This is a genomic window from Pseudomonas triticifolii (assembly GCF_014358015.1).
Lineage (GTDB): Bacteria > Pseudomonadota > Gammaproteobacteria > Pseudomonadales > Pseudomonadaceae > Aquipseudomonas > Aquipseudomonas triticifolii.
In genome coordinates, this window is record NZ_JACONV010000003.1 from 181,864 (window position 1) to 196,328 (window position 14,465).

General features: G+C 58.8%; 13 protein-coding genes. 11 read left to right on the forward strand and 2 right to left on the reverse strand.

Annotation, left to right across the window (positions count from 1 at the left end):
* Positions 1-2: 2 nt before the first annotated feature.
* Entirely contained in the window at positions 3-473 is a 471-nt protein-coding gene (gene ybaK, locus H8S56_RS08190; protein ID WP_187518350.1) for a Cys-tRNA(Pro) deacylase, read from the reverse strand.
* 352 nt (positions 474-825) lie between these two features.
* Here ybaK and H8S56_RS08195 point away from each other — a divergent pair, with 352 nt between their 5' ends.
* The 11 genes from H8S56_RS08195 (at position 826) to H8S56_RS08245 (ending at position 13,445) form a co-directional block, all read left to right on the forward strand.
* Positions 826-1,695, forward strand: coding sequence for an MIP/aquaporin family protein (locus tag H8S56_RS08195; protein ID WP_024694860.1), 870 nt, complete (start codon positions 826-828; stop codon positions 1,693-1,695).
* 29 nt (positions 1,696-1,724) lie between these two features.
* Positions 1,725-3,230, forward strand: a complete 1,506-nt coding sequence (gene glpK / locus H8S56_RS08200) for a glycerol kinase GlpK (RefSeq protein ID WP_024686855.1) — start codon at positions 1,725-1,727, stop codon at positions 3,228-3,230.
* A 97-nt stretch (positions 3,231-3,327) separates the two neighbouring features.
* Entirely contained in the window at positions 3,328-4,083 is a 756-nt protein-coding gene (locus H8S56_RS08205; RefSeq protein WP_024694859.1) for a DeoR/GlpR family transcriptional regulator, read from the forward strand.
* A 453-nt stretch (positions 4,084-4,536) separates the two neighbouring features.
* Complete coding sequence (gene glpD, locus H8S56_RS08210) at positions 4,537-6,078, forward strand: glycerol-3-phosphate dehydrogenase (protein WP_187518351.1); 1,542 nt, start codon at positions 4,537-4,539, stop codon at positions 6,076-6,078.
* Between the two features lie 478 nt (positions 6,079-6,556).
* Positions 6,557-7,489, forward strand: a complete 933-nt coding sequence (locus H8S56_RS08215; RefSeq protein WP_187518352.1) for a glutamate/aspartate ABC transporter substrate-binding protein — start codon at positions 6,557-6,559, stop codon at positions 7,487-7,489.
* Between the two features lie 113 nt (positions 7,490-7,602).
* Positions 7,603-8,349, forward strand: a complete 747-nt coding sequence (locus tag H8S56_RS08220; protein WP_024686851.1) for an amino acid ABC transporter permease — start codon at positions 7,603-7,605, stop codon at positions 8,347-8,349.
* On the forward strand, positions 8,346-9,014 hold the full coding sequence (locus H8S56_RS08225) for an amino acid ABC transporter permease (RefSeq protein WP_187518353.1): 669 nt from the start codon (positions 8,346-8,348) through the stop codon (positions 9,012-9,014). The genes H8S56_RS08220 and H8S56_RS08225 overlap by 4 nt, the downstream gene beginning before the upstream one ends.
* Positions 9,011-9,745, forward strand: coding sequence for an amino acid ABC transporter ATP-binding protein (locus H8S56_RS08230; RefSeq protein WP_024686849.1), 735 nt, complete (start codon positions 9,011-9,013; stop codon positions 9,743-9,745). The genes H8S56_RS08225 and H8S56_RS08230 overlap by 4 nt, the downstream gene beginning before the upstream one ends.
* A gap of 59 nt (positions 9,746-9,804) precedes the next feature.
* Entirely contained in the window at positions 9,805-11,721 is a 1,917-nt protein-coding gene (gene aauS, locus H8S56_RS08235; RefSeq protein ID WP_024686848.1) for a two-component sensor histidine kinase AauS, read from the forward strand.
* Positions 11,722-11,731: 10 nt separating this feature from the next.
* The gene (gene aauR, locus H8S56_RS08240) at positions 11,732-13,060 is read left to right on the forward strand and encodes a two-component response regulator AauR (RefSeq protein ID WP_024686847.1); all 1,329 of its coding nucleotides are present in this window, start codon (positions 11,732-11,734) and stop codon (positions 13,058-13,060) included.
* Positions 13,061-13,106: 46 nt separating this feature from the next.
* A complete protein-coding gene (locus H8S56_RS08245; protein ID WP_024686846.1) occupies positions 13,107-13,445 on the forward strand; it encodes a GlpM family protein in 339 nt (112 codons plus the stop codon).
* 357 nt (positions 13,446-13,802) lie between these two features.
* On the opposite strand, the gene H8S56_RS08250 is transcribed toward H8S56_RS08245, so the two are convergent.
* Positions 13,803-14,450 carry a DsbA family oxidoreductase gene (locus H8S56_RS08250; RefSeq protein ID WP_187518354.1) on the reverse strand — a complete coding sequence of 216 codons (648 nt, stop codon included), beginning with the start codon at positions 14,448-14,450 and terminating at the stop codon, positions 13,803-13,805.
* Positions 14,451-14,465 lie beyond the last annotated feature (15 nt).

Sequence of the window (14,465 nt, forward strand, 5' to 3'; positions counted from 1 at the left end):
ATTCATTCGCGACCAATCGCTGCGAAGGCGGCGTTGGTGTGGGTCGCCAGCGACTGCGCTGACAATTCAACTTCCAGCCCGCGTCTCCCCGCACTGACAAATATCGTCTCGAACGGCCTGGCTGTTTCGTCTATGAAGGTACGCAAGCGCTTTTTCTGCCCTAGCGGACTGATACCACCCAACAGATAGCCGGTCGAGCGTTGTGCGGCTGCGGGGTCGGCCATTTCGGTTTTCTTGGCCCCGGCCGCGTGTGCCAGCGCCTTGAGGTCCAGCGTTCCGACGACCGGCACCACAGCCACCAGCAATTCGCCCTTTTCAGTGCTCGCCAACAGCGTCTTGAACACGCGCGCAGGCTCCAGCCCCAGCTTTTCTGCTGCCTCCAGACCATACGAGGCCGCCTTGGGGTCGTGCTCATAACTGTGAATGCGATGTTCGGCGCGAACTTTTTTCAATAAATCCAAGGCGGGGGTCATTTATTACTCCGGACAGTTCAAGGCGGTCATTACTTTAAAGCAAATAATCGGCGCACACCTTGATTGGCAATGCCTGCAACACTGATGGCCATTTAAAACCATAAAGGCGTTTCCTACAAAACATGCAGAAACGAACTAAGCCCCGAGCATGATATTTTTCAGTGACCGTTCAGTTCCGACCTTTGACAGGGTTCTTTCTTGTCTATATTTTTTCGTTTACGAATATTATCGAACGCTGATTTTCGGTATAACTCGCTTCAGTGATCAGAAGCCCAGTGCGTTCTGATGCGCCGAGATAATGGGCATCCGTGCCTGCATACGGTGCCGCAACAAAAACAAGAATGAGGTATTCATGACCATCACCACCCGCCAACCGACTCTGACCGGACAATGTACTGCAGAATTTCTGGGCACCGCGCTGATGATTTTTTTCGGCACTGGATGCGTTGCAGCGCTCAAGGTCGGGGGTGCTACTCTCGGGCTCTGGGAAATCTGCATCATCTGGGGCATGGCCGTCAGCATGGGTATCTACCTGAGCGCGGGCATTTCCGGGGCGCATCTCAACCCGGCCGTCAGCATCGCGCTGAGCCTGTTTGCCGGATTCGAAAAACGAAAGCTGCCCTTTTATATTGCCTCTCAGGTTGCTGGCGCGTTCTGTGGTGCGGGTCTGGTGTATCTGTTGTACATCAGCCTTTTTTTCGACTTCGAACATGCCCACCACATCATTCGTGGCAGTGAACAGAGCCTTGAACTGGCGGCGGTGTTCTCCACCTATCCCAACCCTGCCATTTCCGTAGGCCAGGCCTTTCTGGTCGAGATGGTCATCACCACCATTCTGATGGGCGTCATCATGGCGCTGGGCGATGACAATAATGGCCTGCCTCGCGGCCCGCTCGCTCCACTGCTGATCGGTCTTCTGGTCGCCGTGATCGGCAGCGCCATGGGCCCGCTGACCGGATTTGCCATGAACCCGGCGCGGGACTTCGGCCCCAAGCTGATGACGTTCATCGCAGGCTGGGACGAGATAGCGTTCACCGGCGGTCGTGACATACCCTACTTTCTGGTTCCGATTTTTGCACCCATTCTGGGTGCCTGCCTGGGCGCAGCGGGCTATCGCGCATTGATTGCGCGTCACCTGCCTGACGCCGCTCCTGTTGAAAACGCAAAGAACACCCCTAAGGATAACCACGCGGTTCGCGGCAAGGCTCAAGCGTCATCTTGAATTCCACCCAATAATGCAAGGCAATCGACATGACTGACACACAGAACAAGAACTACATCATTGCCCTTGACCAGGGCACCACCAGCTCGCGGGCCATCATCTTCGACCGCGACGCTAATGTGGTGAGCACTGCCCAAAGCGAATTCGTCCAGCATTACCCGCAAGCGGGCTGGGTCGAGCACGACCCAATGGAAATCTTCGCCACCCAGACCGCGTGCATGACCAAGGCGCTGGCCCAGGCCGACCTGCACCACAACCAGATTGCTGCCATCGGCATCACCAACCAGCGCGAAACGACCGTGATCTGGGAACGTGATACCGGCCGCCCGATCTATAACGCGATCGTCTGGCAATGCCGTCGTAGCACCGAGATCTGCCAGCAGCTCAAGCGCGACGGTCTGGAGGAATACATCAAGGACACCACCGGACTGGTCATCGACCCGTACTTCTCAGGCTCCAAGGTCAAATGGATCCTGGACAACGTCGAAGGCAGCCGTGAGCGCGCCCGCAAGGGTGAGTTGATGTTCGGCACCATCGATACCTGGTTGATCTGGAAATTCACCGGCGGCAAGGTCCACGTCACCGACTACACTAACGCCTCGCGCACTATGCTGTTCAACATCCATACGCTGGAATGGGATCAGCGCATGCTCGACGCGCTCGACATCCCGCGCGAGATTCTGCCCGAGGTCAAGGCATCGTCCGAGGTCTACGGTCACAGCAAGAGCGGCATCCCGATTGCTGGTATTGCGGGCGACCAGCAAGCGGCGCTGTTCGGTCAGATGTGCGTAGAGCCAGGCCAGGCAAAAAACACCTACGGCACCGGCTGCTTCCTGCTCATGAACACCGGCAAGAAAGCGGTGAAATCGGCGCACGGCATGCTCACTACGATCGGCTGCGGCCCGCGGGGCGAAGTGGCGTATGCGCTGGAAGGGGCCGTCTTCAATGGCGGCTCGACCGTGCAGTGGCTGCGCGACGAACTGAAAATCATCAACGATGCGCTGGACACCGAATACTTCGCCAACAAGGTCAAGGACAGCAACGGCGTATACCTCGTCCCGGCCTTTACGGGTCTGGGCGCGCCCTACTGGGACCCGTATGCGCGAGGCGCACTGTTCGGCCTGACACGTGGCGTGAAGGTCGACCACATCATCCGTGCAGCGCTGGAATCCATCGCCTACCAGACCCGTGACGTGCTGGACGCCATGCAGCAGGACTCCGGTGAACGCCTCAAGTCGCTGCGTGTAGACGGCGGTGCCGTGGCCAACAACTTCCTGATGCAGTTCCAGGCCGACATTCTGGGTACGCACGTGGAGCGCCCGCAAATGCGCGAAACGACCGCGCTGGGTGCCGCATTCCTGGCCGGTCTGGCCATCGGGTTCTGGAGCAGTCTGGATGAGTTGCGCAATAAGGCCGTGATTGAGCGGGTATTCGAACCGCTGTGCGAAGAAGCCCATAAAGAGAAGCTGTACGCGGGCTGGCAGAAAGCCGTGGCCCGTACACGTGACTGGGAACCCCACGAAAACGAGGAGTAAACACCCCGCTCTGGCGAGGAGCAGGATTCCGGCTGACAGAGCCCATGTCCCTGCGGCATGATGGGCGCCATTTGCAGTGGGCGCCCAAGGAAAAACAATGAACCTGCCTCCCCGCCAACAACAGATCCTCGAACTGGTCCGTGATCGCGGCTACGTCAGCATCGATGAGATGGCGACGCTGTTCGTCGTGACCCCGCAAACCATCCGTCGAGACATCAACCAGCTCGCGGAAATGACCCTGCTGCGGCGCTACCACGGCGGCGCAGCCTACGACTCCAGCATCGAAAACACCGCCTACGCCATGCGTGCGGATCAGATGCGCGATGAAAAGCAGCGAATCGCCGAAGCCATCGCCGCACAAATTCCCGACAACGCCTCGCTGTTCATCAATATCGGCACCACCACTGAATCCATCGCGCGCGCCCTCCTCAACCACAACAACTTGAAAATCATCACCAACAATCTGCATGTGGCCTCGATACTGAGCGCCAAGGATGATTTCGAGGTACTGCTGGCAGGCGGCAACGTGCGCCGTGATGGCGGTGTGGTGGGTCAGGCCAGTGTCGACTTCATTTCGCAGTTCAAGGTCGATTTCGCACTGGTCGGCATCAGTGGCATCGATGAGGATGGCAGCCTGCTGGATTTCGATTATCAGGAAGTCCGCGTGTCTCAGGCGATCATCGCCAACGCGCGAAAAGTGCTGTTGGCGGCCGACTCCAGCAAGTTCGGCCGCAATGCGATGGTCAGGCTGGGGCCAATCACCCTGATCGATTGCCTGGTGACCGACCAGACGCCAGTGCCTGCGCTGCAGCAGTTGTTGACCCAGCACAAGATCCGGCTTGAAGTGGTTTGAAAAAACCAGCACTCGTACAGGTTATTCAACCTTTGTGAAGCAACAACGTCTTTCGCGAGCATGCTTGCTCCACCACGGCGTCCGATGAAGGAACGTTAGCGGTGGGGCGGCTTGCCGACGACAGCATTTTTCCAGGCACTAACCGTGTCGACTGTAAAAACGCTTCGCCGGCAAACCTTCTTTCTCAGTCATGCATCTACGGCGGTAACGCCTGTGTCAGAGACCCAATCAAGCGCTCTGGGCCGCTGCTCGCAGACGTTGCCTACGATTCAGATCCCCTACCAATCCCGTCCTACAATGTTCATTTTTGTTCTTTTCTACAGTCTTCATCAGTAATTTCAATCAATACTCGCTGGCTAGGGGATTTTTATTGAGCTATGATTTTCGAAAGTGAACATTAATGTTCAGATTCGCCTTTCGAGCCAGACTCAAGCATTCTTCAGGAGGCCAACAATGCCCCAGACCCACGCGACAACCGCCGCCCCTCTCTCCGAGGTCTACGACATCGCCGTGATCGGTGGTGGCATCAATGGCGTCGGCATTGCGGCAGACGCCTCCGGTCGAGGCTTGTCGGTCTTCCTGTGTGAGAAAGACGACCTTGCCAGTCACACTTCGTCGGCCAGTAGCAAGCTGATCCACGGCGGCCTGCGCTATCTGGAACACTACGAATTCCGCTTGGTGCGCGAGGCACTGGCAGAGCGCGAAGTGCTGTTGGCCAAAGCGCCACATATCGTCAAGCCTATGCGTTTTGTTTTGCCGCACCGTCCGCATCTGCGTCCGGCGTGGATGATCCGTGCCGGCATGTTCCTGTATGACCATCTGGGCAAGCGTGAAAAGCTGCCCGCGTCGCGCACCATTCGTTTTGGCGCGGACAGCCCGCTGAATTCCAGCATCACCCGTGGTTTCGAATACTCTGACTGCTGGGTCGATGACGCCCGCCTGGTCGTGCTCAACGCCATGGCAGCGCGGGAAAACGGCGCACATATCCATACCCAGACGCGTTGCGTCAGCGCGCGCCGTATCAAGGGCATGTGGCACTTGCACCTGGAACGCAGCGACGGCAGCCTGTTTTCGATTCACGCCAAGGCACTGGTCAATGCCGCAGGCCCGTGGGTGGCCAAGTTCATTCGGGAAGACCTCAAGCTTGAGTCGGCCTATGGCATTCGCCTGATCCAGGGCAGCCATTTGATCGTGCCCAAGCTGTACGAAGGCGAGCACGCGTTCATTCTGCAGAACGAAGACAAGCGCATCGTGTTCACCATCCCTTATCTGGAGCACTTCACCATTGTCGGCACCACCGACCGCGAGTATCAGGGCGATCCGAACAAGGTGGATATCACCGAAGCCGAGATGGATTACGTGCTCAAAGTGGCCAACGACCACTTCAAGAAGCAACTGACCCGCGCCGATGTGCTGCACACATACTCAGGTGTACGCCCTCTGTGCAACGACGAGTCCGACAACCCGTCGGCGATTACTCGCGACTACACGTTGTCGTTGTCTGGCGGTGCAGACGAAGCGCCCATCCTGTCGGTGTTCGGCGGCAAGCTGACCACCTATCGCAAGCTGGCCGAGTCGGCCATGGCGCAACTGGCTCCCTTCTTCACGCAGATGAAACCAAGCTGGACGGCAACATCCGCATTGCCAGGTGGTGAAGACATGACCACGCCAGAGGCACTGGCGAGCGAGTTGACCCGACGTCATACCTGGTTGCCGGCACCTATCGCCAGACGCTGGGCGATTACCTATGGAAGCCGCAGCTGGCGTCTGCTGGAGGGCGTGCAGAGCCTGGAAGACATGGGCCAGCCTCTGGGCGGCGGTCTGTATGCCCGCGAAGTCGATTACCTGTGCGATCAGGAATGGGCCACCAGCATCGAAGACATCCTGTGGCGTCGGACCAAGCTGGGCCTGTTCACCACGCCGGAAGAGCAGGAGGCTGTGCGCAACTACCTGGAAACGGTTGCACGCAACAAGGCGGCAATCGAAGCGGCGTGAGCAGGCGCAATGCCCTGTTCACGCAACACATCACAGGCTGAATAAACGTCTTTTATGGGAAGCGGGTTGCCGACGAGGATGTCAGGCAGGCCACTTCCCATTTTTCGTTTTCTGCGGCGACCTATCGCGTACCTGCTGCTATCGGTGCGTTTGTTGCTGCAGATGACATCTTTCCCGCGGTAACACTTCATTCCCAGCCCCTTGGCATCCGTTCATTCGGTTTTCCGAACAGCCGCCAGCCCCAAGTTCGGCTTCCCGGACGTCGATTGACGTCCCGGCGCCTACCCTTCCGATAAAAATTCTTTATTTTCAATGACATGAGCCAATTCAAAAGGCTTGGCACGACTCATGCTCTACCTTCTGCATCGACAGCTTCGACAATCGCGTGTGTCTGACCAGGACGCCGTTGAGGCAATCGTTAAAAAATGGACGACCCCAGGGCGTCCTATCAATAAAAATGAAAATCGAGGATTCATCGATGCGCATCGTTCCCCATCTGTTGGGCGCAGCAATCGCTGCCGCTCTGATTAGCACTCCAGTGTACGCGGCAGAATTGACCGGCACCCTGAAGAAGATCAAAGAGTCCGGCACCATCACCCTCGGCCACCGCGACGCCTCTATTCCGTTTTCCTACATTGCTGACGCCTCCGGCGTTCCCATGGGCTATTCCCATGACATCCAGCTGAAAATCGTTGAAGGCATCAAGAAAGAACTGGACATGCCTGACCTGAAGGTCAAGTACAACCTGGTCACGTCCCAGACCCGCATCCCGCTGGTTCAGAACGGCACCGTTGATGTGGAATGCGGTTCCACCACCAACAACGTGGAGCGCCAGCAGCAGGTCGATTTCTCGGTCGGCATTTTCGAAGTCGGCACCCGTCTGCTGTCCAAGAAAGACTCCAGCTACAAAGACTTCGATGACCTGAAAGGCAAAAACGTCGTGACCACCGCTGGCACAACGTCTGAGCGCATCCTCAAGGCGATGAACGCCGACAAGCAGATGGGCATGAACGTCATCTCTGCCAAAGACCACGGCGAATCCTTCCAGATGCTGGAATCGGGCCGTGCTGTCGCCTTCATGATGGACGACGCGTTGCTGGCAGGCGAAATGGCCAAGGCCAAGAAGCCGGATGACTGGGCCGTCACCGGCACCGCGCAATCCTACGAAATCTACGGCTGCATGGTTCGCAAAGGCGACGCACCGTTCAAGAAAGCCGTGGACGACGCCATCGTTGCTACTTACAAGTCGGGCGACATCAACACCATCTACAAAAAGTGGTTCGAGTCTCCGATTCCGCCAAAAGGTTTGAACCTTAATTTCCCGATGAGCGAGAAAATCCAGGAGCTGATCAAAAATCCAACAGACCAGGCGGCAGAAACTGCTAAAGCAGTCGAAGAAAAGAAAGCCTGATGCATCGGTTCAGCCTCGCTGAACCGATTGCTCCCCGAGCGGACTGAATCATCCGCTCGGGACCCGACACTGCGTGCATCTCGACAGCAATAGAACAAGAGGGGGAGACCCTGATGAATTACAACTGGGACTGGGGCGTGTTCTTCAAGTCCACCGGCGTCGGCAGCGAAACCTATCTGGACTGGTTCATATCCGGTCTGGGCTGGACCATCGCCATTGCAGTCGTCGCCTGGATCATCGCTTTGATACTGGGCTCGGTGCTGGGTGTCATGCGCACCGTACCAAACCGTCTGGTATCGGGCATTGCCACGATTTATGTGGAAATCTTTCGTAATGTGCCACTGCTGGTGCAGTTGTTCATCTGGTACTTCCTGGTGCCGGACCTGCTGCCTGAAAATCTGCAGGAGTGGTACAAGCAGGATCTCAACCCGACAACCTCGGCGTTTCTGAGCGTCGTGGTCTGCCTCGGGCTGTTCACCGCTGCACGCGTCTGCGAGCAAGTGCGTACCGGCATCCAGGCACTGCCAAAAGGCCAGGAATCGGCCGCACGCGCCATGGGCTTCAAGCTGCCGCAGATTTACTGGAACGTGCTGCTGCCGCAAGCCTATCGCATCATCATTCCACCGCTTACCTCCGAATTCCTGAACGTGTTCAAGAACTCCTCGGTCGCCTCGCTGATTGGCCTGATGGAGTTGCTCGCGCAGACCAAGCAGACCGCCGAGTTTTCCGCGAACCTGTTCGAAGCCTTCACCCTGGCCACCCTCATCTACTTCACGCTGAACATGAGCCTGATGTTGCTGATGCGCGTGATCGAGAAGAAAGTCGCCGTGCCCGGCCTGATTTCCGTGGGAGGTAAATGATGGACTTCACTGGAATCGTTCCGGCCCTTCCGGGCCTGTGGAACGGCATGGTCATGACCCTGAAACTGACGGCGATGGGTGTCGTCGGCGGTCTGGTGCTCGGCACCCTTCTGGCGTTGATGCGACTGTCCTCGAACAAGCTGCTGGCCAATGTGGCCGGCGCTTACGTCAACTACTTCCGCTCCATCCCGCTGCTGCTGGTGATCACCTGGTTCTACCTGGCGGTGCCGTTCGTGCTGCGCTGGATAACAGGAGAAGACACCCCGATCGGTGCGTTCGCGTCCTGCGTCGTGGCCTTCATGATGTTCGAGGCGGCCTACTTCTGCGAGATCGTACGTGCCGGCGTGCAGTCGATTTCAAAAGGGCAGATGGGCGCTGCCCAGGCGCTGGGCATGAACTACGGGCAGATGATGCGTTTGATCATCCTGCCTCAGGCCTTTCGCAAGATGACGCCCCTGCTGCTGCAACAGAGCATCATTCTGTTTCAGGACACCTCTCTGGTTTACACCGTCGGCCTGGTTGACTTCCTCAATGCCTCGCGCGCCAGCGGCGACATCATTGGTCGCGCCAACGAGTTCCTGGTCATTGCCGGTCTGGTGTATTTCACGATCAGCTTCGCAGCCTCATTGCTGGTGAAGCGTTTGCAAAAAAGGTTCGCCGTATGATTTCCATCAAGAACGTCAACAAGTGGTATGGGGACTTCCAGGTACTGACCGACTGCAGCACCGAGGTCAGCAAGGGCGAAGTGGTCGTGGTGTGCGGTCCATCCGGTTCCGGCAAATCGACCCTGATCAAATGCGTGAACGCCCTTGAGCCGTTCCAGAAAGGCGACATCGTGGTCGATGGCACCTCGATTTCCGACTCCAAGACCAACCTGCCGAAACTGCGCTCACGCGTGGGCATGGTGTTCCAGCATTTCGAGCTGTTCCCGCACCTGACCATCGTCGAAAACCTGACCATCGCGCAGATCAAGGTACTCGGCCGCAGCAAGGCCGAAGCCACCGAGAAAGGCCTGAAACTGCTGGATCGCGTGGGTCTGTCCGAACACGCCCACAAGCACCCCGGCCAGCTTTCCGGTGGTCAGCAGCAGCGCGTGGCGATTGCTCGCGCACTGGCGATGGACCCTGTGGTCATGTTGTTCGACGAGCCGACCTCGGCGCTGGACCCGGAAATGGTCAACGAAGTGCTCGACGTGATGGTGCAACTGGCCCACGAAGGCATGACCATGATGTGCGTGACCCACGAAATGGGCTTCGCTCGCAAGGTTGCCAATCGCGTGATCTTCATGGACAAGGGACAGATCGTTGAAGACTGCGCCAAGGAAGAGTTCTTCGGTGACGTGACCGCCCGCTCCGAGCGCGCTCAGCAATTTCTCGCCAAGATCCTCCAGCACTAAGCAATACATCGCCAGCTACCCGTGCTGCACGGGTAGCTGTTCGGTTCAGGACGACTGTGATGAAATGCGACCCCACTCTCTATCGCGCAGCCCCGCCATCACTCGCCGTGAAACCCCGTCTGATTCGCCAACTGTTCCTGCCTCCGCTGATCTTCCTCCTGATGATCGGGCTCGGCTACGTGACCTATCTGGTCAGCGAGAACAAGGGCATCAAGAACCTGAGCGAAAGCGGCGAGCGCCAGCTGGAGCTGCACGCGCGCACGGTCGAAAGCGAGATCAGCAAATACACCTACCTGCCCAGCGTGCTGGAACTGGAATCCAGCGTTTCGCAGTTGCTCAACGATCCAGGCCCCGAACTCCAGCAGCAGGTCAACCGCTACCTTGAGGGCCTGAACCGTCGCAGCCGCAGCCGTGCCATCTATGTGCTGGATACGACCGGCCGCGTTCTGGCGACCAGCAACTGGCGGGACAGTGACAGCTATCAAGGCGAAGACCTCTCCTTCCGTGCTTATTTTCAGGATGCCGTGCGCGGTCTGCCCGGGCGTTTTTACGGGATTGGCACCACCACCGGCGAGTCGGGCTATTACCTGGCGCATGGTCTTGAAGAGAAAGGCCGGATCATCGGCGTTGCTGTGATCAAGGTTCGACTGGAGGCCCTTGAGGAGCGCTGGCAGCGGGCGCGACTGGAAGCCTTCGTCAGCGACGAGAACGGCATCATCATTCTGTCCAGCGACCCGGCACGCCGCCTGAAATCGGTGCGGCCACTGACGCCGGACATCAAGGAACGCCTGGCGCGCAGCCTGCAATATTACTGGTGGCCACTCAACGAGCTAGTCCCGCTGGAACGTGAGTCCCTGTCCGAAGGCGTCGAGAAACTCACCTTTCCGGCCAATATCAGCGTTGACCGCGAACATACCCAGGTCAGCTACCTGGCGCAGACGCGCCCGCTGAGCGACAGCCCCTGGCACCTGACCCTGCTCACCCCCCTTGAAGACCTGCGCCGTGAAGCCGCGAGCCAAGGCATGCTGGTGGCCGTGGCCTGCGCATTGGTGGCGTTTCTGCTGATCGCCTGGAACGAGCGCCGTAAAGTGATCGCCACCCGACTGGCCGCACGTGAAGCCCTGCAGGCGGCCAACAATGAGCTGGAACGCAAGATCGCCGAACGTACCGAACACCTGCGCGCCAGTAACGAACGGCTCAAGGCGCAGATCCGCGAACGAAGACAGGCCGAAGACACACTGCGCAAAGCGCAGGACGAACTGGTGCAGGCCGGCAAGCTTGCCGCTATTGGCCAGATGTCCACCAGTATTGCCCACGAACTCAATCAGCCATTGGCCGCGCTTCGCACGCTGTCGGGCAATACCGTGCGTTTTCTGGAACGGGGTGCGCTGGAGACGGCAAGCGCCAACCTGCGCACCATCAACGATCTGGTGGACCGCATGGGTCGTATCACGGCCAGTCTGCGCGCCTTCGCCCGACGCGGCGACGACAAGGGTCAGGCCAGACTGAGCAAGGCCACGGACGCCGCACTTCAGTTGCTCGCGGTGCGCCTGGAGCAATCCGCGCTGACGCTGCATCAGGCGTTTGCCGATGCCACACTGACCATTGATCAAACCCGACTGGAACAGATTCTGGTCAACCTGATCGGCAACGCGCTTGATGCCATGCACGCGCAGCCACAACCCGAACTCTGGCTTGAAGGCGCCATCGTCGACGGTCGCTACCGCCTGCTGGTGCGCGATAACGGTCATGGCATCGACAGCCAGGCGCGCAAGCATCTGTTCGAACCCTTTTTCACGACCAAACCGGGCGAACAAGGCCTTGGACTTGGTCTGACGCTGTCGGCAAGCCTGGCCGCGGCGGCGGGAGGCAGCCTGAGTGCAGAGCACCCCGCCGACGGCGGCACCACTTTTGTTCTGTGCCTGCCGTTCATCGAAGGCGCTCCAACCGAACCTCGCCCGGGCGAGCCGACATGAGACAACATTCATGAACATCAACAGTGACCTGACCGTGCTGATCGTTGAAGACGATCCCCACGTGCTGCTGGGCTGCCAACAGGCACTGGCGCTGGAAGACATCGCCAGCGAAGGTGTCCCGAGCGCCGAAGAAGCTTTGCTGCGCATCGGCGACAACTTTGCCGGCATCGTCATCAGCGATATTCGTCTGCCGGGCATCGACGGGCTGGAGCTGCTGAGCCGCCTCAAGGCGCGCGACAGCACGCTGCCTGTGGTGCTGATCACCGGGCATGGCGACATCTCGATGGCCGTCAGCGCCATGCGCGACGGCGCCTATGACTTCATGGAGAAACCTTTTTCACCCGAGCGTCTGGTCGACGTCACACGTCGTGCGCTGGAGCAGCGCGGACTGGCGCGGGAAGTCTGGTCGTTGCGCAGGCAACTGGCCGAGCGTAACTCGCTGGAAGGCAAGATCATCGGTCGCTCACCGGCCATGCAAAACCTGCGCGCCCTGATCGCCAATGTCGCCGACACCTCGGCCAATGTGTTGATCGAAGGCGAAACCGGCACCGGCAAGGAGCTGGTCGCCCGCTGCCTGCACGATTTCAGCCGCCGCAAGAACAGCCAGTTCGTGGCCCTTAACTGCGGCGGACTCGCGGAGAGCCTATTCGAATCCGAAATATTCGGCCATGAAGCCAACGCCTTCACCGGTGCAGGCAAACGCCGAATCGGCAAGATCGAACACGCCGACAACGGCACGTTGTTCCTCGATGAAGTGGAAAGCATGCCGATCAATCTGCAGATCAAGCTGTTGCGCGTTCTACAGGAACGCACGCTCGAACGCCTGGGCTCCAATCAGAGCGTGGCAGTGGATTGTCGGGTCATTGCCGCCACCAAGTCCGATTTGAATGCGCTGGGCAAGACCAATCAGTTTCGTAGCGACCTGTACTACCGCCTGAATGTGGTGACCCTCGAACTTCCGCCACTGCGCGAACGACGCGAGGACATCCTGCAGCTTTTCGAGCACTTCCTGCAGCTGTCGTCGCTGCGCTTCGACCGCGAGCCCCCAGCGCTGGATCGCCAGACCATGTCCAGCTTGATGAGCCATGACTGGCCGGGCAATGTGCGGGAACTGCGCAATGTGGCCGAGCGTTTTTCGCTGGGCCTGCCTGCGTTCAAACAGACCGGCACGGTGATCGAAAACCAGAGTCTGGGATTTGCCGAGGCGGTGGAAGCGTTCGAGCGCAACCTGCTCAGTGAAGCCTTGCAACGCAGCGGCGGCAACCTCAGCCAGGCCAGCCAGGAGCTGGGCATGGCCAAGACCACGCTATTCGACAAGGTCAAGAAATACGGGCTCTAAGCCTTTCAATTCAGGCGCGGTGGCGTCACGGTAACAGGAGAATGTGTTGGATCTGGTATTCAAGGCCCTGCTGGGCGCAGCGGTTGTGGTGATACTCGCGGCGCTGGCCAAGACGCGCAATTACTACATCGCGGGGCTTGTGCCGCTGTTCCCGACCTTTGCACTGATTGCCCACTACATCGTCGGCAAAGGCCGCTCGCTGGATGATCTGAAAACCACCATCCTGTTCGGCATGTGGTCGATCATCCCCTACTTCGTCTACCTCGCAGCGCTCTACCTGCTGGTTGACCGGCTACGTCTGGAAGCCTCGCTGGCGCTGGCTGCTGTCGCCTGGCTAATCGCCGCGACGCTTCTGGTGACCGTATGGGTGAGGGTTCATGGGTGAGATAGGTCTTCAGCCTGGCAGGAGTGGACCGGGCGGCGTTCCGTTTGTCCACGAAGACTGCCTTCCAGACGCTACCCTTCGACTGATTACACCGCCCCCTTCGCGGACAAGTCCGCTCCCACTGGCACTGGCACTGGCACTGGCACTGGCACTGGCTGAATGTACCTGCCTATTCGCGAGCAAGCTCGCTCCCACTGGATGAAACCGGTTTAATCCAGTGGGAGTGGACTTGTCCACGAAGGCTGCACTTCCGACGCAACCCTTCGACTGATTACACCGCCTCCTTCGCGGACGAGTCCGCTCCCACTGGCTGAACGTACCTGCCTATTCGTGGACAAGAAGGCGTGAGGCCTGTGCTCACTTCGCCTCGCTGACAATCTGCCGGATCGCACTGACGAACACATCCACCGGCTGCCCGCCCGACACGGCGTACTGGTCGTTGAAGACGATGGTCGGCACTGAGCTCACGCCACGAGACGTCCACAGCTTTTCAGCTTCACGCACTTCATTCGCGTACTCGTTGCTGTCGAGCACGGCCTGAGCACGCACGCGATCCAGTCCCGCTTTCTGCGCAGCATCTGCCAGAGCCTGGTGGTTTGAAGGGTCTTTCAGGTCGCTGAAGTACGCCTCGAACAGCGCGTCTTTCAAGGCGTGTTGCTTGCCTTCAAGCTCGGCCCAGTGCAGCAGACGATGAGCGTCGAAAGTGTTGTAGATACGCCGCTCGCCTTTGGCAAAGACAAAGCCCTGTTCGGCCCCACGTTCGCGGATGGTGTCGTGAATGCTTTCGATCTGTTCGGGCGTGGAGCCGTATTTCTCGGCGATGTGCTCTTTGATGTCCTGCCCTTCGGCCGGCATGTTCGGGTTCAGCTCGAAAGGCTGAAAATGGATGTGCGCCTGGACTTCATCGCCCAGCTCTGCCAGCGCCTTGTCCAGCGCCCGCAGGCCGATCACGCACCAGGGGCAGGAAACGTCGGAAACGAAATCGATTTTCAGTGCAGTGCTCATGCTGGCCCTCGCTCA